Source organism: Spirillospora sp. NPDC000708, from assembly GCF_040299565.1.
Taxonomy (GTDB): Bacteria; Actinomycetota; Actinomycetes; order Streptosporangiales; family Streptosporangiaceae; genus Spirillospora.
Genome location: NZ_JBEPCJ010000002.1, coordinates 132,826 through 154,163, shown reverse-complemented (window position 1 = coordinate 154,163; position 21,338 = coordinate 132,826). Strand labels below are relative to the sequence as shown.

21 protein-coding genes, 1 tRNA gene and 1 riboswitch are annotated in these 21,338 nt (G+C 71.3%); of the genes, 15 read left to right on the top strand and 7 right to left on the bottom strand.

Translation table 11 applies throughout. The features are described 5' to 3' along the window. Positions 1-33 precede the first annotated feature (33 nt). The 5 genes from ABT299_RS02280 to ABT299_RS02260 are packed head-to-tail and all read right to left on the bottom strand — an operon-like array spanning position 34 to position 4,654. Entirely contained in the window at positions 34-1,509 is a 1,476-nt protein-coding gene (locus ABT299_RS02280) for an SCO6880 family protein (RefSeq protein ID WP_500249495.1), read from the bottom strand. Next, positions 1,499-2,911 carry a hypothetical protein gene (locus ABT299_RS02275; RefSeq protein WP_500249494.1) on the bottom strand — a complete coding sequence of 471 codons (1,413 nt, stop codon included), beginning with the start codon at positions 2,909-2,911 and terminating at the stop codon, positions 1,499-1,501. Before ABT299_RS02275 ends, ABT299_RS02280 begins: the two co-directional genes overlap by 11 nt. Beyond that, positions 2,908-3,678, bottom strand: a complete 771-nt coding sequence (locus tag ABT299_RS02270) for a DUF8175 domain-containg protein (protein ID WP_500249493.1) — start codon at positions 3,676-3,678, stop codon at positions 2,908-2,910. Before ABT299_RS02270 ends, ABT299_RS02275 begins: the two co-directional genes overlap by 4 nt. After that, the gene (locus ABT299_RS02265) at positions 3,675-4,019 is read right to left on the bottom strand and encodes a hypothetical protein (protein WP_387028390.1); all 345 of its coding nucleotides are present in this window, start codon (positions 4,017-4,019) and stop codon (positions 3,675-3,677) included. The genes ABT299_RS02270 and ABT299_RS02265 overlap by 4 nt, the downstream gene beginning before the upstream one ends. Then, positions 4,010-4,654: a hypothetical protein gene (locus ABT299_RS02260; RefSeq protein ID WP_500249492.1), complete on the bottom strand. Its 645-nt coding sequence runs from the start codon at positions 4,652-4,654 to the stop codon at positions 4,010-4,012. Before ABT299_RS02260 ends, ABT299_RS02265 begins: the two co-directional genes overlap by 10 nt. A gap of 111 nt (positions 4,655-4,765) precedes the next feature. Here ABT299_RS02260 and ABT299_RS02255 point away from each other — a divergent pair, with 111 nt between their 5' ends. Together ABT299_RS02255 and ABT299_RS02250 are read left to right on the top strand one after the other, a co-directional pair. After that, positions 4,766-5,080: a helix-turn-helix domain-containing protein gene (locus ABT299_RS02255; protein WP_500249491.1), complete on the top strand. Its 315-nt coding sequence runs from the start codon at positions 4,766-4,768 to the stop codon at positions 5,078-5,080. 27 nt (positions 5,081-5,107) lie between these two features. Further along, positions 5,108-6,088, top strand: coding sequence for a C40 family peptidase (locus tag ABT299_RS02250; protein WP_500249490.1), 981 nt, complete (start codon positions 5,108-5,110; stop codon positions 6,086-6,088). Positions 6,089-6,119: 31 nt separating this feature from the next. On the opposite strand, the gene ABT299_RS02245 is transcribed toward ABT299_RS02250, so the two are convergent. Then, positions 6,120-6,479, bottom strand: a complete 360-nt coding sequence (locus ABT299_RS02245; protein ID WP_500249489.1) for a hypothetical protein — start codon at positions 6,477-6,479, stop codon at positions 6,120-6,122. Positions 6,480-6,647: 168 nt separating this feature from the next. On the opposite strand from ABT299_RS02245, the gene ABT299_RS02240 reads away from it, so the two are divergent. From ABT299_RS02240 to ABT299_RS02225, 4 genes are all read left to right on the top strand, one after another. Further along, positions 6,648-6,848, top strand: coding sequence for a hypothetical protein (locus ABT299_RS02240; protein ID WP_500249488.1), 201 nt, complete (start codon positions 6,648-6,650; stop codon positions 6,846-6,848). Next, positions 6,845-7,180, top strand: coding sequence for a helix-turn-helix domain-containing protein (locus ABT299_RS02235; protein WP_500249487.1), 336 nt, complete (start codon positions 6,845-6,847; stop codon positions 7,178-7,180). The genes ABT299_RS02240 and ABT299_RS02235 overlap by 4 nt, the downstream gene beginning before the upstream one ends. A 150-nt stretch (positions 7,181-7,330) precedes the next feature. Continuing rightward, complete coding sequence (locus ABT299_RS02230) at positions 7,331-7,507, top strand: CopG family ribbon-helix-helix protein (RefSeq protein WP_500249486.1); 177 nt, start codon at positions 7,331-7,333, stop codon at positions 7,505-7,507. Beyond that, positions 7,485-8,663, top strand: a complete 1,179-nt coding sequence (locus ABT299_RS02225; protein ID WP_500249485.1) for a site-specific integrase — start codon at positions 7,485-7,487, stop codon at positions 8,661-8,663. Before ABT299_RS02230 ends, ABT299_RS02225 begins: the two co-directional genes overlap by 23 nt. 102 nt (positions 8,664-8,765) lie before the next feature. Here the strand turns inward: ABT299_RS02225 and ABT299_RS02220 are convergent. Then, positions 8,766-8,839 (bottom strand) — tRNA-Pro (locus tag ABT299_RS02220). A gap of 47 nt (positions 8,840-8,886) precedes the next feature. Here ABT299_RS02220 and ABT299_RS02215 point away from each other — a divergent pair. The 9 genes from ABT299_RS02215 to ABT299_RS02175 all read left to right on the top strand — a co-directional run bounded on the left by ABT299_RS02215 (position 8,887) and on the right by ABT299_RS02175 (position 21,307). After that, positions 8,887-9,633 carry a serine hydrolase gene (locus ABT299_RS02215; RefSeq protein ID WP_500249484.1) on the top strand — a complete coding sequence of 249 codons (747 nt, stop codon included), beginning with the start codon at positions 8,887-8,889 and terminating at the stop codon, positions 9,631-9,633. A 136-nt stretch (positions 9,634-9,769) separates the two neighbouring features. Beyond that, positions 9,770-11,662 (top strand): SpoIIE family protein phosphatase, encoded by a 1,893-nt coding sequence (locus ABT299_RS02210; protein WP_347256774.1) that lies wholly within the window; start codon positions 9,770-9,772, stop codon positions 11,660-11,662. Positions 11,663-12,142: 480 nt separating this feature from the next. Beyond that, positions 12,143-12,298: riboswitch (cyclic di-AMP (ydaO/yuaA leader) on the top strand. Positions 12,299-12,310: 12 nt separating this feature from the next. Further along, a complete protein-coding gene (locus ABT299_RS02205) occupies positions 12,311-13,108 on the top strand; it encodes a CHAP domain-containing protein (protein WP_241755750.1) in 798 nt (265 codons plus the stop codon). 201 nt (positions 13,109-13,309) lie between these two features. After that, positions 13,310-16,219 carry a bifunctional glycosyltransferase/CDP-glycerol:glycerophosphate glycerophosphotransferase gene (locus ABT299_RS02200; RefSeq protein WP_500249483.1) on the top strand — a complete coding sequence of 970 codons (2,910 nt, stop codon included), beginning with the start codon at positions 13,310-13,312 and terminating at the stop codon, positions 16,217-16,219. Further along, entirely contained in the window at positions 16,197-17,501 is a 1,305-nt protein-coding gene (locus tag ABT299_RS02195; protein WP_387020655.1) for a glycosyltransferase, read from the top strand. The genes ABT299_RS02200 and ABT299_RS02195 overlap by 23 nt, the downstream gene beginning before the upstream one ends. A gap of 24 nt (positions 17,502-17,525) precedes the next feature. Further along, entirely contained in the window at positions 17,526-18,707 is a 1,182-nt protein-coding gene (locus ABT299_RS02190; RefSeq protein ID WP_500249482.1) for an acyl-CoA dehydrogenase family protein, read from the top strand. Next, positions 18,704-19,483 (top strand): SDR family oxidoreductase, encoded by a 780-nt coding sequence (locus ABT299_RS02185; protein WP_500200672.1) that lies wholly within the window; start codon positions 18,704-18,706, stop codon positions 19,481-19,483. The genes ABT299_RS02190 and ABT299_RS02185 overlap by 4 nt, the downstream gene beginning before the upstream one ends. 31 nt (positions 19,484-19,514) lie before the next feature. Further along, positions 19,515-20,132, top strand: coding sequence for a TetR/AcrR family transcriptional regulator (locus ABT299_RS02180; RefSeq protein ID WP_190858525.1), 618 nt, complete (start codon positions 19,515-19,517; stop codon positions 20,130-20,132). Between the two features lie 20 nt (positions 20,133-20,152). Further along, a complete protein-coding gene (locus tag ABT299_RS02175; RefSeq protein WP_190858523.1) occupies positions 20,153-21,307 on the top strand; it encodes an acetyl-CoA C-acetyltransferase in 1,155 nt (384 codons plus the stop codon). The last annotated feature ends 31 nt before the right edge of the window (positions 21,308-21,338 follow it).

The following is a 21,338-nucleotide window of genomic DNA, read 5'->3' as shown; positions in this document are numbered from 1 at the left end:
GGGCACGTGCCCTGACCTCCAGTTTCCGGATGTTCAGTGGATGAGGCGGCGAGAGACTTCGGGCGGGCAGATGCCGCACGGCAGGGTGGTGGCGAACCCGGCGGCTTGGCTGCCCCACAGCCGCCGCAGCCGGATCTTGGCGGCGTCGGCGGACGCCTCGACGTGCGCGACGGCGCGGCGGAGCTGCTCGGGTTCGGTGACGGTGACGGTGGCGTACATCGACACCAGGCACACCCCGGCGCCCACCGCCTCCTCGGTGGCGGCTTGGCGGGCGCGCGCCGAATCCCAGCTGTCGCGGGCGGTTTCGTCGCGGCCGGTGCGGCGCCGGAACTGCGCGCGGAACGCCGCCGCGTTCACCTCCTGCTGCAGGACCCGGCTCGCCGCCGCCGCAGGTAGCGCCTGGTACTGGAGCGTGACGCGTTTGGGGAACGGGCCGGGCGCGACGAGCCGGGCGAGGATGTCGGAGCGGACGTTCTGACGGGGCGGCTCGTGCCACGCCCAGCTCACCGAGACACCACCATCGTGCTCATAGCGGTCGGTGTACTCGGTCGCGGCAACGGGTCCGGCATCACACCAGCCCAGCACCTCATCGGCTCGCGGCCCGGTGAGGAGGCGGTTGACCTCGCCGCGGACGTGCGGATCGAACGCGATCCGCACCGTCCCGGCGATTTCGGCGGCGCTGGCCCGTCCGCGAACGGAGACACCACAGCCACCCAGCCGGGAGGCCAGCCCGTCGAGGATGCGGCCCAGTTCCGCGACCGCCTCGAACAGGTCCTTCGGGCCGGCCGCGGACGCCCTGGGATCGAAGGTGATCGAGACGCGGGTGTCGACGTCGGCGGCTGCGGCCGGGGCCGTCCTGACGAGTTCGCTCATGATGGCGCGAGCTGGAGCCGGCGCGGTCGCCACGACGGCTCGGTCAACGGCATCGGCCAGGGTCGAGCCGGGCTCCGGCGCGGTATCGACCGTGACGGTGACCCACCGGACGGCCGGCATGTGACCCAGCGCGGCGAGCCATCCGCCCCAGGCCGCGACCCAGGTGTCGGCGTCGGCGCGGTCGGCCAGCCAGGTCGAGGCCGGCACCACCCGCAACGTCGCGGTGAGCAGCCCGGTGCGCCGATCCCACACGATCCCGTACCGGCCGCCGTAGCCATCCTCGGCACTCAGCAACGTCAGCGGCGCGAGCACTCCCGGAAGCTGGAAGGCGCGCGGGTGGTCGATGACGACGCCAGCGCGGTAACGGTTATGGCCACGCAGCACGCCCCAACGCCACCGGCACCGCGCCAACAGCAGCCGTACCAGCGGAACACCTCCCACCCGGATGAGTCCCAGCCCACTGCCGATCAGCGTCGGCGGCAGAAGGTAGATGAGCACGTGAGGCACGGTGGCGGTGATCAGGACCAGCAGCATCGCTACGCCCAGCGCGACGAAGGTCGACGTGGTGTCCATGCCGAGCAGGCCGATCCCGTGCCGGCGGCGCCAGCCGCCGTAGGTGCGGATGTCATGCCCCACCCGCGCCACCTCCCTCGCCGGCCGCCCCAGACGGGCCGCCGGTCTCGGTAGAGCCGGTGGGGTTGCCCATCCAGCGCAGCGTGTCCGCGCCGCGGTGCCGCTCGCGCTCGGCGGTCTGCATTGCCACAGGGCCGACGGGCTCGCCATGACCGCCGTCGGGTGGCGACCATCCGTTGCCGCCGGTAGCAGGTGTTGCCGGTCCCGCGGTGTCGGAAGGGTCCGTACCTGGCTGTGTGCCGCCGGACGGAGCGCCCAGGTCCGGGACGAACATGTCATCGGGGCCGGTACCGCGCTGGCCGCCGGTAGTGTGCTCCGGGTCGGTGGGCGGCTGCGATGGAATGTCACCGCCCGTGGGCGCCTGGTCCGGACTTCCCAGTTGCTGGCTTAGGTAGTCGGCGTGCTCGCCCGCCGCGCCGCGGCCCCCGCCCGCAGAACCGTTCGCCGCGCTGTAGGCGCGCAGGGCGCCGAGGGCGGTGGCGCTGCCCATCAGTGCGCCGAGGATGCCGCCTCCGGTGCTGGAGCCGGTGCCGCCGGTGGTCCAGGTGAAGAACTTCAGCAGCACCGGGAAGGCGATCAGGCTGATGAGCATCATCACAAAGCCCATCAGCACTGTCCGGATGCTCTTCCCGTTGCCGATCAGGGTGAACGCCGTCGCGTACACACCTGCGGCCGCCGGCTTGTAGAAGATGAGCGCGAGCGTCCAGCCCCCGACACGGGGCAGCCACGACTTTGTCGCGGCGGTGATGCCTCCGGCGGCGGCCAGCGGCAGCAGTCCGGCGAGGATGACCAGTGCGGCACCGCGGAACAGCAGTAGCAGTGCCTGAATGATGCCGATGAACAGCGCCACCAGGGACAGCACCAGCACCAGGGCGGCTGGTGTGCCGGTGGGGATGATGACGATCTCGGCCATCCGTTTGGCGAAGCCGCCTTGGGAGGATGCGTTCAGCACCCAGCTGCTCCACTGGTCGCCCCACTGCAGGAGCAGGTTCGGCAGCACCGTCCCGATGACCGTCACCACGGCCAGCACGACCAGCCCGCGGCCAGCGTCGACCGCCGGGTTCGCCTTGCGCGTGAGCGCCATCTTCCCCGCGACGACCAGCAGCGCCAGCACCGCGACTGCGATGGTCAGCGGCTGTACCAGCAGCTGCAGGTATCCGATCGCTGACTCGGTCTCCAGGTTCGGCGAGGGCGTCTTCACCCACCAGGACGCGGTGTGGGAGATCAGCCACCCGACCGCGGACTGGAACGCCTTGGCCGCATCCTCTAGAGCGTTGCTGCCGATCTCGCCGGGGATGTCGGGCATCGGCGGACCCCACGGATGGTCGTCGTTGCCGACCGTCTGCACGCAGTTCGGGTCCAGCACTGATGAGCACGGGTCCGGTGGAACCAAGAGCATCGTCATGAGCCGCCGCCTCCTTTCGGGAAGCGGATGTAACCGTCGGCAGAGGGGATCGAGGCTGCCGCCCCGCTCCATGTCCCGCCGGGCGGGGCGATGACGCGCCAGTCGTCGTTCTGCCATTGCAGCTGTATTCGGGTGACGGCCCGCACCGTCATGTCGCTGTCGCCGGGGCCGGCGGAGACCAGGTCGAGGCTGGCGGTGTCGGGGGAGTAGCCCTGCCAGCGGAATCCCTCGAGCACCACGTACGCACGCCCCAGCGCCGTTCCGTCCTTCAGCTTCCCGCGGCGCTTGTCGTAGAGCTGCCGCGTTGCGGCCAGCAGCGTGGGGGCGTCCGGGCCGATGACCTGCTTGGTGATGGTCGGCTCGAAAACCCTCGGCCCCCACTGCGCGTTCGCGCGCACCGCGACGTGTACGGCGGCCAGCAGCGCCCCGGACGGTGTCCGCGCGAACCCGGACGCCAGATCGCCGCCGGTGCTGTGCGGGCCGTCCGCAGCGGAGTAGGGGAGGGTGACGCCGTGGTAGTCGCGCCAGGTCATCCCGGCGAACGACACGGGTGGAGCGGCCACCACCAGCTGGTCCAGGAGAGGCGGAGGGGTAGAAGCCCGCGTGATGTGCGGGGTCGGATCGGGAGCGGGGAGCGTCAGATGCGTGGCGAGGCCCACGAGGCCGCCGCCAACGATCGCGGTGAGGAGCAGCCCGCCGGTGCGCCGGGCCGATGAGCCGGCTGTGTGCGCCTTGCGCGGCCGGGTGATGCGAGAGAGTCGGGTCATTTGAAGAACACCCCGACGATGGGGGCGGCGGTGGCGGCCAGGCTGAGGCCGCCCAGTACCCAGGGGATGCCGGTGGCGCCGTCGGCGGCGAAGGTGGATCGGTTCTTGCGGCCGATGGCCATCTGCCCCGCGCAGATGAACAGCCCGGCGACGCCGCAGATCAGCACGCCCCACTTGCCCCACGACAGCAGCGTGTTCATCTTGGCGTCCAGCCCCGGCGGCGGCGCCGGCGGCGGATCGGGCACCGGCACCCCCAGACCGCTCTGCGGCCGGCGTCGCCACGGCTCCTCCAGCAGCCGACCGACCTGCGCCGCGCGGAGAACGAAGAGAGTCAGCGACATCCCACCTCCCCGCGACGCGCTGCGGCGCGGTCACCGTCTTCGCCGATCAGGCGGCGGAGCTGGTCGATGGCGTGCCGCGCCTTGCCGGGCAGGACGACCTCGGTCGGGTCTTCGACCAGGCGTAGCTGGCGGACGTGCGGGACCCGGACGATGCCGCCGACGCGCGCCTCCAGTAGCGCGAATCGGGCGGTGGCGTCGCGCGATTCCGGGCCGCCGTCGCTGACGATCGCCAGCGCCGCCACCCGCTCGTCCCACTCGCGCAGGACCCCGATCGCCGCAGTTGCCCGCGTGGCCGCTGCCGCGGTGTTGCGTGCCGCGAGTACGATCGGTCGGCCCTTGGCGTCCAGCGGTGCGCAGTCCAGCTCCAGCAGCGACTCGATCGAGCCCATGTCCCACGCCGTGGGCAGCAGCGCAGCGAGAGTGCTGGTGCCGGCGCCGCCGTGCGCACCGGCCACCACCAGATCCAGCGCCTCCGGCTCGACGCGCGGCGTTGCGCCCTGTTCTGCGTCCGGTCTCGTTGCCGGTGCCGGGCGGATCGTTCTGGTTTGGCGAAGACTCACCCATACCCCCGAATCATTGCTCTGGGTTGATGGGTGATTACAGTAAGTGGCAGACTTGTGGAGCGCAAGCATCACCAAACAACTTCTTCACAAGCCAACACCACTGACAACGCGCTACCGCAGCACCCGATCCGCCACACTGGAAGGACCACCCGCACGATGACCGCCACACCAGGAGCCCCAGCGATGACCGACACGCCCGGCCGCGACCCCGACGTGCTCACCACCGCCGAACTCGCGACCAAACTCGGCCTGTCGCCCCAGACCGTCCGCCGGATGGCCAACGCCGGGCAGATCCCCGCCCTCAAGACCGGCAAGGACTTCCGCTACTCCTGGGAAGCGGTCCGCGAGGTGCTGCGGCAGCCCCACCACCAACCCGGGGGCCCCGCCGATGACACACAGCACGACCGACCCGCCCACGCAGCACGTAAGGGAGCCGGGTACCGCGCCCAAAACCGCGCCCGCACCGGCGCCCATAACCCCATCACCGACGTCGACTAACGCCCGGTCTCGGCGGCGGCCCGCGCGGTGAAGGCCGCCGCCACTATCTGCGCCGCCGTCCTGGCGCTCCCGCTCGCGCTCGTCCTGCTCCTGGCCGGACAACAGGACTCGGCCATCGGCGCCGGTCCGGTTGCGGGTGCGCCTACCCGGCTCGCCCGTGTCGACATCCCGCCCGCCTACCTGCGTTGGTACCTCGACGCCGCCCTAACCTGCCCCGGGCTGGGCTGGAACGTCCTGGCCGCGATCGGCAAGATCGAGTCCGACCACGGCCGCTCCACCGCACCCGGCGTCAAGACCGGGGAGAACAGCGCGGGTGCCGCCGGCCCTATGCAGTTCCTCGCCGGCACCTGGGCGACCTACGGCGTCGACGGCGACCACGACGGACACACCGACCGCTACAACCCCGCCGACGCCATCTACGGCGCCGCCCGCTACCTGTGCGCCAACCACGCCGGCCAAGGCGGACGGCACCTCTACCAAGCGATCTGGCAGTACAACCACGCCGACTGGTACGTCCACAAAGTCCTCACCCAAGCCGCCGCCTACGCCACCCCCACACCCACCGCCAGCGGCCGCGGCGCCATCGCGGTCCGCGCCGCGCTGCACTGGCTCGGCACCCCCTACTCCTGGGGCGGCGGCGGACCAGCAGGCCCCAGCTACGGCATCGCCCAAGGCGCCGGCACCAAAGGGTTCGACTGCTCCGGCCTCACCCAATACGCCTGGGCAAAAGCCGGCATCCAACTCCCACGCGTCGCCGCCGCCCAATACACCGCCGGCCCGCACATCCCACGCACCCAACTAAAGCCCGGTGACCTGCTGTTCTTCGCCACCGACACCCGCAACCCGGCCACGATCCACCACGTCGGCCTCTACTACGGCCGCGGACAAATGATCCACGCCCCACAGACCGGCGACGTCATCCGCATCTCCCAATTCACCGGCAACCCCTACCGCGAACGCCAGTACATCGGCGCCACCCGCCCGAGCACTTCCCACAGCACAGCCTGACCGGAGGTACCGCATGACCTACTCACGTCCCTCACTCGGGCACATCGGAGAGCAGTTCACCAACCTGCGTCAACACCAGCGAGCGGACCGCTCGCTTGGCACCAGCATGTTCAGGTTCACCGATCCGATCGCTGACATCCGCCCACCGTTCAAGGGCAGAGACAACCAGGGTCCACAGGTCACCAGCCAGCTCCACAATGACGGTCTGCTCAACCGGAGGCCAGGTGCCAGACCCAGGAACGCCCGGAGTCCAATGCGCCACCTGGTCCCAGCCAGCCTGGCGGATGGCCCGTCCTGTGTCGATGACACCACGAGGGTCGCCCTTCTCCGACTCGACGTTCACCTCGCTATCGATGCAGGCATCGATGATCTGCCACTGCCGAGTCGTCATCTCGACCGAGTGAGTCGCGCCCAAAGCAGATGGAGACACGAAAGATCATCGTCACCGACCTACAAGAGAGCGTCAAGAGCCACCGGAGAGCACCTCCCAGCTGACGGAGATCGTCACTACATACTCGCAATAACCTGCCCCTTCTACCGCCTGTCCGCCTGGCAGGACATGCGACGCGAACAACCACACCTGTTCACCAAGGCATGCCACCTCGGAACCGCCATCAACGGGCGCCGTCGCACCCTCGGCAAGGACCCCGTCTACCTCACCCGCTACAACGCACCCCTCGCCGACGTCACCCCCAACACAGACACCCTCCCCTTCGACGACGGCGACGGCACCTGCGACACCGGCTGGCGCCTCACATGAACGCAAACACCAAGCAAGAAGACGCGCCACGCCGACCTCGGAAAGCTCAGGAGCACACCGGAGGCACTGGAAACCGAGAAACAAACGACCGTGCCGGCCACGCGGGTCGAGACCGGATCGCTCAGGAGGAACCACCGGCGGCTGAAGATAGCCCCGGAGACGGGAGGATCCAGGTCTACACGGTCAAGCAGGTCGCCGAGACTCTTCAGATCGGCCGAGACAAGGTGTTCATGCTGATCCGGACCGGCCGCCTGCGCAGCATCAAGATCGGACGGCTCCGCCGGATCACCGCTCGCCAACTCGCCGACTTCGTCGCCTCACTCGAAGAGTGACATGCGCTCTCGGTAGTGACCGCGCTACGGTGTGCTACGCATGGTCTCGGGCCTCTCTGACGAGGGGCCCGAGGGTCGCTTCTTGATAACTCCATCGACACGAGCGCGATCTCACCTCGGCACACGCAACTGACGGGAGGAGATGCACACATGGCCGAAGACAGGACAACCCTGCCCGCAGTGCGGGTGGACATGGCGTTCAAGCAGCGCCTTGCTGTGTACGCGGAGTCGCAGGAACGCGACGTGTCCTGGGTCATCAGGAAAGCGATCAAGGAGTATCTCGACCGACGCGAGGAGCGATCGATTGAGCAAGATCTTGATCGGTAAGTACGCAGGAACCATCTACCAGGAGAAAGGAGGATATACCGGGGCCGTGGCCCTCGGCTTCGGGCCGGACGGCAAACGCAAGCGGCTCAAGCGGAAGGGAAGGACCAAGAGTCAGGTTCTGGACAGGCTCAAGCAGGCAGTCGCCGACCTGGAGGCGGGGGTCAAGACTCCCGTGAACTACACGGTCGGGGACGCCGTCGAGGACTGGCTCGCCAAGGGCCTCCGGGGCCTCGACGACGACACGGTCATCAACTACCGGAGTCTCGCTCGCAAGCACGTCATCCCGCTGATCGGCAAGCCCAAGCTGGGCGACCTGCGGGCGGACGACGTGGACACCTGGCTCGACGGACTCGCCGGCTCGCTGTCCACCCGGACCTTGCGGCTCGTGCATGCGATCCTCAAGCGCGCGATCCGTCAGGCGCAGGCGCGGGACATGGTCACGCGCAACGTAGCTGAGCTGGTCAAGACCCCCAAGGGCCTTGCTGGGCGTCCGAGCCGGGCGCTCACGCTCGAGCAGGCTCAGGCCGTTCTCGAGGCGGCCAAGTCATCGCGGCTGCACGCCTACGTGGAGCTCAGCCTCCTGACGGGCGTCCGCACCGAAGAGGCGCGGGCTCTGCGATGGGACCACGTCGTGGCGTGGGTCGACGAAGAGGAATGGCGGCCAGTGGTCAAGGCTGGCTTCGACCACGAAAGGTTCGCCATCTACGTGTGGCGGTCCGTGCGGGCTGGCGGTGATACCAAGACCGAGAAGTCGCGTCGAACGCTGGAACTCCCTGGACGGGCGGCGGAGGCTCTGCGCAAACACCACACGCGGCAGGCCGCGCAGCGGCTCAAAGCGGGAGAGGTGTGGCAGGACAACGGCCTGGTGTTCTGCTCCACGAGCGGCCGACCGCTGGACGCCGCCAACGTGCGGCGGGCGTTCCGGCTCATCACCAAGAAGGCGGGGATCGGGGAGACCTGGTCACCGCGCGAACTGCGTCACTCGTTCGTCTCGATCATGAGTGACGGCGGACTGCCCATCGAGGCGATCGCCGATCTGTGCGGGCACTCCTCACCGGCGGTCACCGGGGAGGTCTACCGGCACCAGCTCAGGCCGGTGGTCACCAAGGGCGCGGAGGTCGTCGACGCGGTGTTCGGTCCTAGCAAGTCGGCGTAGATCGGGTGACGGTGGCTCCCCTTTTGGCTCCCCATCGACCTTCAAGATCAAAAAAGGGCTCCGGAATGATCTCCGAAGCCCTTCTGACCTGGTCTTTCTCTGTCGGGACGGCGGGATTTGAACCCACGACCCCTTGACCCCCAGTCAAGTGCGCTGCCAAACTGCGCTACGTCCCGGTGCCCGTCTGAGCGGGCGTGATTACTCTAGCGCAGTCTGGAGGGTCGTGCGTACCGGGTTCTCGGCGGCGGAGGTGCCCGCGGGGGTGCGGGCCTCATGGGCCGTCTTCGATCTGGCGGCGGGGTGCGCGGTCGCGGAGCGGCGGCCGGCGGAGGTGTTCCGGTCGGCCTCGGTGGTCAAGGTGCTGATGGCGCTCGACTTCCTGCGGGGACGGGTGGTCGAGGCCCGGGACCGGGAGATGGTCGGGGCGATGCTGCGGGCGAGCGATGACGCGGCGGCGGACGAGGTGTGGGAGCGGGGCGGGCGGGCCGGGATCGTCGAGCGGATGGTGCGGCGGGCCGGGTTGCGGGAGACGGTGCCGCCGCCCGCGGGCATGCCCGGGTGGTGGGGGTACACGGGGATGAGCGCCGGGGACGTGGTGCGGGTCTATCGGCATGCGGTGGCGGTGCCGGAGGGGCGGTTCGTGCTGGAGCAGCTGGGGCGGATGGCGAAAAGGGGCACGGACGGGTTCGACCAGGTCTTCGGTATCGCGGAGGCGGGGCCGTCGGCGGTGAAGCAGGGCTGGTCGGGGTTCGAGGACGTGCCGGACCGGCGGCCCGCGCCGGCGGAGCTGGGGCTCGGACGGCCCGCGCTGCACACGACCGGGGTGGTGGACGGCAAGATCGTCGTAGTGCTGACGCTGCATCCGGAGGGGACGTCCGCGGAGGCCGCGGCGGGGTGCGTGACGGCGCTCGCGACGGCTGTGATACAGGTCACAGGCGTGGGTAGGGGATCGTCTCCGGACGGTCAGTGAAAGCGGTCGTATTAGGGCGAAAAGAAAAAGCCGGGTAAAGATCCGGACTGGTAACGAAGATGGTGGCGAACGGACCTTCGCCGACGTATGTAGCTTTTTTCTCCCAGGGCATGAAAACGCCGAACGGGGGACTGGGGTGTCGGAAGCGGACGGCACGTGGGGGACGCCTGGAGTGCACGCGGCGGACCTCGAGGGCCTGCGGGGGGCGGCGCACGACCGTGCGGTGCTGGCCGAGGCGCGGGTGATGCTGGCCCGGCGGCTCGGGGTGCCGCCTGGCGAGGCGCTGCAGCACCTCATCTGGCTGGCGCGTGACCTGGAGATGGAGCTGCCGGAGGCGGCGGCCATGGTCGTCCAGGGCGGCGGCGCGGGGGCCGAGGGCGCGGTGGTGGCGGGACGCCGGCCGCCGCGCGCGGAGGACACCGACCGGCGGGGCGTGGTCTCCGAGGCCGAGGACCTCCTGCACCGCCTGGCGGCCGAGGACACCGGGGGCGACGCCGCGATCATCGAGGGGCTGCCCGAGGATCCGGTGGCGCGGGGGCTGCTCGACGGGGCGCTGGACTCGGCGGCCCACCTGGTGCCGGTGCGGGACGCGGACGGCGAGGTGCAGGACTTCCTGTACGCCGAGCTGAACAAGGCCGCGCGGGACCTGTTCGGGCGGGGCGCCGAGGATCTGACGGGGCAGCGGCTGCTGCGGACGGATCCGGGAGCGGCGCTCAGCGGGCTGTTCGAGGACTACGTCGCGGTGCTGGAGGGCGGGCCGACCCTGGACCGCGACTCGATCATGTACTCGACCGTCCAGGGCGGGCTGTCGCGGTCGTCGCGGATGAGCGCGCGGTGCGTCCGGACGCCGACGGGCGTGTGCCTCACCTGGCGGTACCACACCGGGGAGGACCGCAGCGCGCGGCGGCTGGAGCGGGTGGAGCGGCTGGCGCTGATCGGGTTCGGCGAGTGGGACCTGGTCACCGGGCAGGCGGACTGGACGCCGCAGATGCTGGCGAACTACGGGCTGGGTCCGGACGAGGTGCCGCCGGCGCCGCACGACCTGCCGAAGGTGGTCGCCGACGACGACCTGCCGCTGGTCGAGGAGGCCGTCCAGACGATGTTCTCGCGCCGGGAGCCGGTGGAGGCCGAGCACCGGGTGATCGGCAAGGACGGTACGCCGCGGCATCTGTGGGTGTTCGCCGAGCCGGTGCTGGACGACTCCGGGCTGCCGGTGTCGATCAACATCGTCTCGCAGGACATCACGCGGCGCCGCGGGGTGGAGCGGGCGCTGGCGGAGACGCGCCGGCAGATGCTCAAGCAGCAGGCGCGGACGGCCCAGGAGCGCAAGGTGGCGGTGACGCTGCGCCGGGCGATCCTGCCGGACGAGGGTGAGGTCGAGCGGCTGCCGGGCTTGCGGGTGGCGATCCGGGCGCTGGCGGCGGAGAGCACGGCGCGGATCGGCGGGGACTGGTTCGCCACCCGCGCGATGCCGGACGGGCGGGCGCTGTTCGCTATCGGGGACGCGGCGGGGCACGGCCTCCCGGCGGCGGCGTCGATGGCGCGCAGCCGCAACGGGCTGCTCGGGCTGTCGTGCACCGGGGAGTCGGCGGGGCAGCTGGTGGGCTGGCTGAACGAGCTGGTCGGCAGCATGGACCCGCCGGCGACCGGCACCGCGATCGTGGGCCATTACCGGCCGGACCGGCGCGTCATGGAGTGGACGTGCGCCGGGCATCTGCCGCCGATCCTGGTGCGGGACGGGCACGCCGAGCCGCTGGAGGTCTATCGCGACCCGATGCTCGGCGCGCTGCCGGATTGGGAATACACGACGATCTCCACGGAACTGCGGCCGGGGGATCTGCTGTTCCTTTACACCGACGGCCTCGTGGAGCGCCGGGACACCGATCTCGATGAGCGGATCGATCGGCTCACCGGCATTCTGCGGGACTCCTCGTCGGGGCCGGAACTGGCGCTGGACGAGGTGCTCGCGCGGATGGAGCACGACCGGGCGGCCGACGACACCACGATGTTCGCCCTGCACGTGGAGTGATCTTCAGCAGGTCAGGCCGCCCGTGAACCAGAGTGACGTAGGCCACATCGGCAGGGGAGTGGCGCGGTCCGTGTGATCTGCGCCGCGGCGCCCGGGCGGGCCGTGAAGGGCGGAAGCGTCCCGCGCCTTTTGATCATTTTACCTTTCCTGGGCCGGTGGGCGGTGGCTGGAATCCCCTATGCCGTAAGGGCTTCGGGCCGTCCGGAGAAAGATCGGGAAGGTCCGGCCGGGGGTGGTCGTTGAAGCGGGGTTGCAACGGCGTTGAGCAGGCAAAAGATCCTTTTGCGGCCGGTTTGCTTTTCTTGTGAGTGTTGGTACCTTCTTGCACGAATCAAGCAGCGCGTTCCATGCGTTGCACGCCGGCCGCTTCCATGCGCGGCCGAGGGTCGCTGAGCGGAATCCGCACGCGACGCGCGCCGCATATGCGCGCCCCCTCGAGATCAGTCGCTGAGATACATCCGAATATCCGGCACCGCGTCCCGCGGTGCGAGGCCGAGTCCGTCCAGGTCCACCCGACCGGACGGAGCCGGGGACCCAAGGTTCCAGGGGTGAATCGGCGCGTCCGTCAGGCCGCGCCGTAGGGCTCTTCCATGCCCGAATCCGTCAGCTAACCCGGTAGGCGTCATGGGAGACAAGGAGATTCCCTGCATGACCGGTCGTTTCGATCGTTTTACCAAGAACTTCGCCCCCCGACTGAGCGGGCGCCTCACCGGCGCCGCCTCCCGCGCCGCGCTCGCCCGCATGAGCCCCGAGGACCGGGCCGTGGGCGTCGCCGTGGCGGGTGTGATGGCCGGCGCGGTCGGACTGGCGATCTTCAACCCCCTGGCCGGGGGCACGGCGTCCGCCGAGACGCCCGCCCAGGCCGCCGCGCAGCACCGCGAGAGCGTGGTGTCCGAGCGCTCCGGGACCGAGCACGCGCCCCGCAAGGCGACCCGGTCCGCGTCCCGCACGGTCGCCGCGTCCACCGTGATCAAGCTGGCGAAGTCGCAGGTCGGCGAGAGCGAGAGCCGCAGCGGCTCGACCAAGTACGCGGACTGGTACGCCTCCACCCCGCACGCCGCGGTGACCGCCCGGCGCGACGGCGGCAGCGTCGGCGACTACCGGGGCGCCGAGTGGTGCGACATGTTCGTGTCGTGGCTCAGCGCGCAGACGGGCGTGAAGAACATGGGCTGGGACGCCTACACCGTCCAGCACGCCTCCTGGTTCGAGAAGGCCCACCGCTGGGGCGACACCGCCAAGCCCGGCGCGGTCGTGTTCTTCGACTGGCAGAACGGGTCCCGCGGCGGGATCGACGACATCGACCACGTCGGCCTCGTCGTCAAGGACAACGGCAACGGAACGATCACCACGATCGAGGGCAACACCGACAACGCCGTCAAGGAAAAGATCCGCGACAAGTCCGAAGTCGTCGGCTACGGATACCCCGACTACGCCAAGTCTCGATGATCCGTCCCGCAGGCGAATGATCTGATTCGTGCGGATGGAAGGCGCCCGGTCCTCGACCGGGCGCCTTTGGCGTTCCCAGGTGGTCTGCCGCGACCTGTCGGGTAATGCTAAGCATTGACAGCTTTTGATCTGAGTTGGCCCTTGACGCCTCCTTGCTGGAAAGGAACCCCTGACACGCCGGCGGAGCGGAGGGGGATGCCCATGCGGGTGCGCCCGGATGTGAGCGTGGTGGTGATCGCCTACAACGACGCCGCCCGGCTCCCGCGGGCGGTCGCCTCGTCGCTCGCGCAGTCGCTGGGCGGCGTCGAGACGGTGATCGTCGACGACGCGAGCACCGACGGCACCGGCGAGGCCGCGGACCGGCTCGCCGCGGCGCACCCCGGCCGGGTCGGGGCGGTGCACCTGCCCGTCAACTCCGGAGGCTGCGGCCGCCCGCGCAACGTCGGCGTCGAGCGGTCGGACGGCCGGTACGTGATGTTCCTCGACAGCGACGACCTGCTGGACCGGCACGCCTGCCTCAACCTGCTCTCCGCCGCGCAGGAGACCGGCGCCGACCTGGTCTCCGGGCTCTGCGACCGGGTCTTCCTGGACGTGCCGAAGGGCTCGAAGGACCGGGCCCGGCCCTGGTACCCGTGGCTCTACGAGCGCAGTGCCGTGTACGGGTCGCTGGAGGAGAACCCCGACCTGCTCTACGACACCCTGTCGACGAACAAGCTCTACCGCCGGGGGTTCCTGGAGGACGGCGCGCTGCGCTTCGTCGAACGGCTCCACTACGAGGACCTGCTGTTCAGCGCGGAGGCGTACACGGCCGCCGCGCGCATGGCCCTGATCCCCCACCGGGTCTACAACTGGCTGGTCCAGGACCGGCGGGCGAAGCCGTCGATCTCCAACCGCCGGGACGAGCTGGCCAACTTCGCCGACCGGCTGGAGATCCACCGGCGCATCGACATGCTGTTCGAGCTGCGCGGCGCGGACGGGCTGAAGCGCGCGAAGGACGCCAAGTTCGTCAACCACGACCTGCTGCTCTACCTGCGCGAGCTGCGGGACCGCGACCCGGTGTACCGGGCCAGGTTCCTGGACCTCGCGGCCGGCTACCTCGCCGGGCTGGACCCGGTGGTGTTCGAGACGGCCAACCCGCTCGCCGCGATCGCCGCGTTCCTGATCAGGGAGGGCGACCGGGCGGGGGCGCTGGCGGCGGCCGAGTACCTGCCCGGCCGCCGGTCCGATCTGCACGCCCCGCTGGTGGAGCGGGACGGCCGGGTCTTCTGGGGCGGGAGCCCGCCGCGCGGGGACCTCGGCCGCCGCGTCCTCGACGTCACCGACCTCGGCTTCCACCTGTACCCGCTCGGGGAGCTGCGGCCCGCCGCCGTCGTGACCCGGCTGGAGACGCGCGGCGGCCGCGCCCGCCTGGACGGGCACGTGCTGAACCCGCTGGACCGGATCCCGCGCGGCGCGGCGCTGTCGGCCTCGCTGGAGTTCCGCGACCGGCGTGATGCGCGCGGGGCGCGGGTGCCCGCCGAGATCGTCCACGAGGGCGACCGGCTGGCCTGGCGCGCCGAGTTCGACCCGGCCGCCCGGATCCGGCCGATCGGGTTCGTCGACCCGGTCTGGGACGTCCGGCTCCGCGTGGAGGTCGACGGCGAGGAGATGGTCACCCGGCCGGGCGGGTCGGCGGGAACCGCCGCCGCGAAGGCCCCGGTCCTGCGCGGCGTCGAGCTGCCCGTGCGGCCGCGCCTGACGCGCCTGGCGGGCGACGTGCTCCGATCGTTCGTCACCGAGGACGGGCACCTGGCGTTCAGGCTGGAGACCGGCAGGCTGGAGGCCGGCGGCCCGCGGACGCGTCGCGCCGCCGCAGCCGTAGCGCGGGTCGTGAGCAGCCCGCCGGCGCGGCGCGGCAGGCGGCGCGCGCGGCGGCTGGAGCGCTCCATGCGCCGTGCGCTCGCCTCCAGCAGGACGAAGGCCGCCGTGTTCAACCGGATCCTGACCCGGCTGCCGGTCCGCAGGGGCCTGGCGGTGTTCGAGAGCCATCTCGGGCTGCACTACTCCGACAACCCGAAGTACATCTACCGGGAGCTGCGCCGCTCGGGCCGCCCGGTCGAGGCCGTGTGGTCGTACGCGAGGTCCGTGAAGGGCTTCCCGTCCGACGCGAGGCTGGTCCGGCGGGACTCCTGGCGCTACCACCTCGCGCTCGCGCGGGCGGAGTTCTGGATCGACAACCAGGGGTATCCGGACCGCCTGCGCAAGCGCCCCGAGACCACCTACATCCAGACCTGGCACGGGTCGGCGTACAAGCTGATGGGGCTCGACCAGCCGCGGATGAAGAGCGGGCCCGCGTCCGACCGCGCCCGGCTCGCGCGGAGCGTGGACCGCTTCGACTGCTTCCTCGTCCGCTCCCGCCACGACGTGGACACCCTGGTCAAGGGGCTCGGCGTCCGGGCGGAACCGCTGCCGGCCGGGTACCCGCGCAACGACCCGCTCGTCAACGGCCTCGACAGGGACGCCGAGCTGGCCGCCGAGGTCGCCGCACTGCGCCGCTCGCTCGACCTGGACGACGGGCGCCGCGCCGTGCTCTACGCGCCGACCTTCAGGCCGGGGCCGACGGGGAAGCCGGTCGGGCCGATGGAGCCGCCCGTGGACCCGGTGCGGTTCGCCCGCGAGCTCGGGGACGAGATCGTGCTGCTCGTCCGCCCGCACTACCTGTGCCGGGCGAACCTGCCGCCGTCGGCGTCGAGCGCCATGCGGGACGTCGGGGGAGTGGCGGACGCGACCCTGCTGCTCCTGCTCGCCGACGCGCTGGTCACCGACCACTCCTCGATCATGTTCGACTACGCGCTGCTGGACCGGCCGATCGTGCTGCACCTGCCGGAGGACGGCGAGCACGCCACCGGCTACTTCGACCTGGAGGAGCACGCGCCCGGCCCGGTCACGCGGACCGAGGACGAGCTGATCGCCGCACTCGCGGACCTGGACGCCGCCGGGTCCGCGCACGCGGCGGCGCGCCGCGCGTTCGCCGAGCGGTTCGGCGAGCACGACCGCGGGACCGCCGCGCGCACCGTCGTGGACCGTTACTTCGGAGAGAGGAGCGCCCATGGTTCCCACCGGAACCGCTGAGCACGCACCGCGCGACGTCTTCATCGTCTGCAACAACGTCGACGAGATGGGGGGCCTGCAGCGCTGGGCGCACCACATGGCGCGGATGCTGGCCGAGCGTGGCGACCGCGTCACCCTCGTCGGGATCGTCCGTGGGCCGGACGGGCACCACCACGACCACGACGGCCTTTACCGGGTGGAGGTCCTGCACGACACGTGGCGCCCGCCGGTGCTGGAGTGGCGGCCGGACCGGCTGCGGGACCGGGTGAACGCGGCGGCGCGCGGGCGCGACGTGTGGCGGTCCACCGTGCAGCGGCGCGGCGCCGCCCGCCTGACGCGGATGTTCGCGGCGGCCCGTCCGGGCGCCGTCGTGATCGTGCCGCAGGTCTGGGCGATGGAGTGGGTCCGGCGGGCCGGCACCTCGGGGCTGCGGGTCATCGGGATGAGCCACGAGTCGTACAAGGCGAGCCGCAAGTCGACCCGGTACCAGCGGGTGAAGCGGCACTTCGCGCACGTCGACCGGTTCCTCACGCTGACCCCGGAGGACGCGGACGCGTGGGCGAGGGACGGCATGACGAACGCCGACCACATCCCGAACGCCCTGCACGTCACCCCGACCGTCTACCCGACGCTCAACCTGCCGGCGGTCGCCTGCGTGGGGCGGCTGTCCTACGAGAAGGGCGTCGACCTGCTGCTGGAGGCGTGGGAGCGGGTGCATCCGCGCCATCCGGAGTGGCGGCTGCACATCTACGGCACCGGGCCGGACGGGGACGCGCTGCGCGAGCAGGCGGCCGCCGCCGGGCTGGCCGGGTCGGTCGAGTTCCGGGGCGTCGTCGCCGACGTCGAGGAGGCGATGGTCGAGGCGTCGGTGTTCGCGCTGCCGTCGCGCGCCGAGGGGGTGCCGATGTCGGTGATGGAGGCGATGGCGTACGGGCTGCCGACCGTGGCGTTCGACTGCGCGCCGGGCGTCCGGATGCTGCTCGGCGAGCGGGGCGGGGAGACGGGCGGGCTGCTCGTGCGGCCGGGGGACACGGCCGCGTTCGCCGAGGCGCTGGAGCGGCTGATCGAGGACCCGGAGCTGTGCTGCGAGCTCGGCGCGGAGGCCCGCGCGTCGGTGCAGCGCTTCCGTCCCGAGACGGTGCTGGCCCGCTGGGACCGGCTGTTCGACCTGCTGCACCGCGACCTGCCGGCGCCGCGGGAGCGCGCCGCGGGGGAGCGGTCCGCGGTGCCGGCGCCGGGGCGCGGCCGGCCCGCCGTGCAGGCGGGCGAGGTGGAACCGGCCCTGGAGGCCGATTCTTTCTAACAACTGTTTGGTAGAGTTCCGGGCGTGAACCAGAACGAGTCCCCTGCGGACCGGGCGTTCCGCGCCGAGGTCCGCGGCTGGCTGGAGGCCAACCTGTCGGGCGAGTTCGCGCACGCGCGCGGCCTCGGCGGGCCCGGCCGCGAGCACGAGGCGTTCGAGGAGCGGCTGGCCTGGGAGCGCCACATGGCCGCCGCGGGCTGGACGTGCGTGGGCTGGCCCGAGGAGCACGGCGGCCGCGGCGCGACCGTCCGGCAGCAAGTGATCTTCAACGAGGAGTACGCGCTCGCCGACGCCCCGGCCCGCGTCGGGCACATCGGCGAGAACCTGCTCGGCCCCACGATCATCGCGTTCGGCACCGACGAGCAGCGGGCCCGGTTCCTGCCCCCGATCGTCGCCGTCGAGGAACTGTGGTGCCAGGGCTACTCCGAGCCCAACGCCGGCTCCGACCTCGCCAACGTGCAGACCCGCGCCGCCCTCGACGGCGACCACTGGACGGTCGACGGGCAGAAGGTCTGGACGTCCAACGCCCTCGAATCGGACTGGTGCTTCGTCGTCTGCCGCACCGAGCCCGGCTCGTCCCGCCACCACGGCCTGTCCTACCTGCTCGTCCCGATGCGGCAGGACGGCGTCGACATCCGGCCGATCGTCCAGCTCACCGGCACCTCGGAGTTCAACGAGGTCTTCTTCGACGGCGCCCGCACCGACGCCGGCAACATCGTCGGCGCGCCCGGTGAGGGCTGGAAGATCGCGATGGCCACGCTCGGCTTCGAGCGCGGCGTCGCCACCCTCGGCCAGCAGGTCGGGTTCCGCCGCGAGTTCGAGGGCGTCCTGGACCTCGCCCGCCGCACCGGCGCCATCGACGACCCGCTCCTGCGCGACCGGCTCACCCGCGCCTACATGGGCCTGGAGGTCATGCGGCTGAACGCCGTCCGCACGATGGCGGGCGTCGCGTCCGGCGCCCCGGGGCCCGAGTCGTCGATCTCCAAGCTCGTCTGGGGCACCTGGCACCGCGAACTCGGCGAGCTCGCCATGGACGTCCTCGGCGCCGCCGGAATGGTCGCCGATGGCGAACCCTACGACCTCAACGACTGGCAGCGGCTGTTCCTGTTCTCCCGCTCCGACACGATCTACGCCGGGTCGAACGAGATCCAGCGCAACATCATCGCCGAGCGCGTGCTCGGTCTCCCCAGAGAGGCTCGCGGATGACGCCGCCCCCCTACGTCCCCGGGCACGGCCTGCTGAAGGACCGCGCCGTCGTGATCACCGCCGCGGCCGGCGCCGGGATCGGCGGCGCCACCGCCCGCCGCTGCCTGGAGGAGGGCGCCCGCGTCCTGATCTCCGACGCGCACGAGCGGCGGCTCGCCGCGTCCGCGCAGGAGCTGGAGAAGGAGTTCGGCGCCGACCGCGTCGCCGCGCTGCCCTGCGACGTCACCGACGAGGAGCAGGTCCGGGCCCTGTACGCGCTGGGCGTCGAACGGTTCGGCCGGATCGACGCCGCGGTCAACAACGCCGGCCTCGGCGGCACCGCCGAGCTGGTCGACATGACCGACGACCAGTGGGGACGCGTCCTCGACATCACGCTGAACGGGACGATGCGCTGCACCCGCGCCGCGCTGCGCATCATGCGCGACCAGGGCGCCGGCGTCATCGTGAACAACGCGTCGGTGATCGGCTGGCGCGCGCAGAAGGGCCAGTCCCACTACGCCGCCGCCAAGGCCGGCGTGATGGCGCTCACCCGCTGCTCCGCGCTGGAGGCCGCCGAGTTCGGCGTGCGGATCAACGCCGTCTCCCCGTCCCTCGCCATGCACCCCCACCTGGTCAAGGTGACGTCGGAGGACCTGCTGGACGAGCTGACGCGGCGCGAGGCGTTCGGCCGCTACGCCGAGCCCTGGGAGGTGGCCAACGTTATCGTCTTCCTGGCCAGCGACTACTCCTCGTACATGACCGGGGAGGTCGTCTCGGTCTCTTCACAACATCCGTAGGGTCTCCTCTCCGCACGCTTAGGAACCGACCATGAGTCCACGACGGCGCGACGCCGAGGGCACCGCCGCCGCCCGCGCGGAACGGCGGGCCGAGCTGCTCGCCACCGCCGCCGAGGTGTTCGCCTCGCAGGGGTACTCCGCCACCACCGTCCGGAAGGTGGCCGACGCCGCCGGCATCCTCGGCGGCAGCCTCTACTACCACTTCGACTCCAAGGAGGCGATGGCCGACGAGATCCTGTCGACCTTCCTGGACGAGATGTGGGCGGCCTACGAGCGCGTCCTCGCCGCCGGCCTCAGCGCCCGCGACACCATGGAGGGCGTCATCGTCGAGTCGTTCCGCTCGATCGACCGGCACCGGCCCGCCGTCGTCCTCTACCAGAACGAGTCCAAGCACCTGGCGACCAGCGAACGCTTCCACTACCTGCTCGAGTCGCAGCGCCGCTTCGAGACGATGTGGATGTCCCTGCTGGACCGGGGCGTCGAGGAGGGCGCCTTCCGCGCCGACCTCGACCGGACGCTGATCTACCGCTTCATCCGCGACACCGTCTGGGTCGCGGCCAACTGGTACCAGCACGGCGGGCGGCTGTCCGCCGACGACATCGCCAAGCAGTACCTCGCCATGGTCCTCGAAGGCATCCAGGCGAGCTAGCCCCGAAGGAGACACCCCCCATGGCCGAGGCCTACATCGTCGAAGCGGTCCGCGCCCCCGTCGGCCGCAAGAAGGGCGGGCTCGCCGGCGTCCACCCCGCCGACCTCGGCGCCCACGTGCTGAAGGCGCTGATGGACCGCGCGAAGGTCGACCCCGCCGCCGTCGAGGACGTGGTGTTCGGCAACGTCGACAGCGTCGGCCCGCAGGCCGGCGACATCGCCCGCACCTGCTGGCTCGCCGCCGGGCTGCCCGAGGAGGTCCCCGGCGTCACCGTCGACCGGCAGTGCGGCTCCTCCCAGCAGGCCGTGCACTTCGCCGCGCAGGCCGTCCTGGCCGGGACGTCCGACCTCGTCGTCGCGGGCGGCGTGCAGAACATGTCGCAGATCCCGATCTCGTTCGCGATGACCGCCGCCGAGCCCCTCGGCTTCACGCAGGGCCCGTTCGCCGGCTCCAAGGGCTGGACCGCGCGGTACGGCGACGCCGAGGTGTCGCAGTTCAACGGCGCCGAGATGATCGCCCGCGACTGGGACATCTCCCGCGAGGAGATGGAGGCGTTCGCCTACGAGTCGCACCAGCGCGCCATCCGCGCGACCGACGAGGGCCGCTTCGAACGGGAGATCGTCCCGCTGGAGGGCGTCACCGCCGACGAGGGCCCGCGCCGCGACACCACCCGGGAGAAGATGGCCGGGCTGAAGACCCTCGTCGAGGGCGGCCGGCTCACCGCCGCGCTCGCCTCCCAGATCTCCGACGGCTCCGCCGCGCTGCTCATCGCGTCCGAGCAGGCCGTCAAGGACCACGGCCTCACCCCGCGCGCCCGCATCCACCACATCTCGGCGCGCGGCGAGGACCCGATCCGGATGCTGTCCGCGCCGATCCCCGCCACCGCGCACGCGCTGAAGAAGACCGGCATGACGATCGGCGACTTCGACGCCGTCGAGATCAACGAGGCGTTCGCGCCGGTCGTGCTCGCCTGGCTGAAGGAGACCGGCGCCGACCCGGCGAAGGTCAACCCGAACGGCGGCGCCATCGCCCTCGGCCACCCGCTCGGCGCCACCGGCGCCCGGCTGATGACCACGCTGCTGCACGAGCTGGAGCGCACCGGCGGCCGCTACGGCCTGCAGACGATGTGCGAGGGCGGCGGCCAGGCCAACGTCACCATCCTCGAAAGGCTGTGATCCCCAGGGGGCGACCCCCTGGAACCCCCGT

Excerpts from the sequence above, each read along its gene's own strand:
- ABT299_RS02175 (WP_190858523.1), top strand. The coding sequence starts at position 20,153 with ATGGCCGAGGCCTACATCGTCGAAGCGGTCCGCGCCCCCGTCGGCCGC.
- ABT299_RS02270 (WP_500249493.1), bottom strand. The coding sequence starts at position 3,678 with ATGACCCGACTCTCTCGCATCACCCGGCCGCGCAAGGCGCACACAGCC.
- ABT299_RS02230 (WP_500249486.1), top strand. The coding sequence starts at position 7,331 with ATGGCCGAAGACAGGACAACCCTGCCCGCAGTGCGGGTGGACATGGCG.
- ABT299_RS02245 (WP_500249489.1), bottom strand. The coding sequence starts at position 6,479 with ATGACGACTCGGCAGTGGCAGATCATCGATGCCTGCATCGATAGCGAG.
- ABT299_RS02235 (WP_500249487.1), top strand. The coding sequence starts at position 6,845 with ATGAACGCAAACACCAAGCAAGAAGACGCGCCACGCCGACCTCGGAAA.
- ABT299_RS02205 (WP_241755750.1), top strand. The coding sequence starts at position 12,311 with ATGACCGGTCGTTTCGATCGTTTTACCAAGAACTTCGCCCCCCGACTG.
- ABT299_RS02185 (WP_500200672.1), top strand. The coding sequence starts at position 18,704 with ATGACGCCGCCCCCCTACGTCCCCGGGCACGGCCTGCTGAAGGACCGC.
- ABT299_RS02240 (WP_500249488.1), top strand. The coding sequence starts at position 6,648 with ATGCGACGCGAACAACCACACCTGTTCACCAAGGCATGCCACCTCGGA.
- ABT299_RS02195 (WP_387020655.1), top strand. The coding sequence starts at position 16,197 with ATGGTTCCCACCGGAACCGCTGAGCACGCACCGCGCGACGTCTTCATC.
- ABT299_RS02180 (WP_190858525.1), top strand. The coding sequence starts at position 19,515 with ATGAGTCCACGACGGCGCGACGCCGAGGGCACCGCCGCCGCCCGCGCG.
- ABT299_RS02255 (WP_500249491.1), top strand. The coding sequence starts at position 4,766 with ATGACCGACACGCCCGGCCGCGACCCCGACGTGCTCACCACCGCCGAA.
- ABT299_RS02275 (WP_500249494.1), bottom strand. The coding sequence starts at position 2,911 with ATGACGATGCTCTTGGTTCCACCGGACCCGTGCTCATCAGTGCTGGAC.
- ABT299_RS02265 (WP_387028390.1), bottom strand. The coding sequence starts at position 4,019 with ATGTCGCTGACTCTCTTCGTTCTCCGCGCGGCGCAGGTCGGTCGGCTG.
- ABT299_RS02200 (WP_500249483.1), top strand. The coding sequence starts at position 13,310 with ATGCGGGTGCGCCCGGATGTGAGCGTGGTGGTGATCGCCTACAACGAC.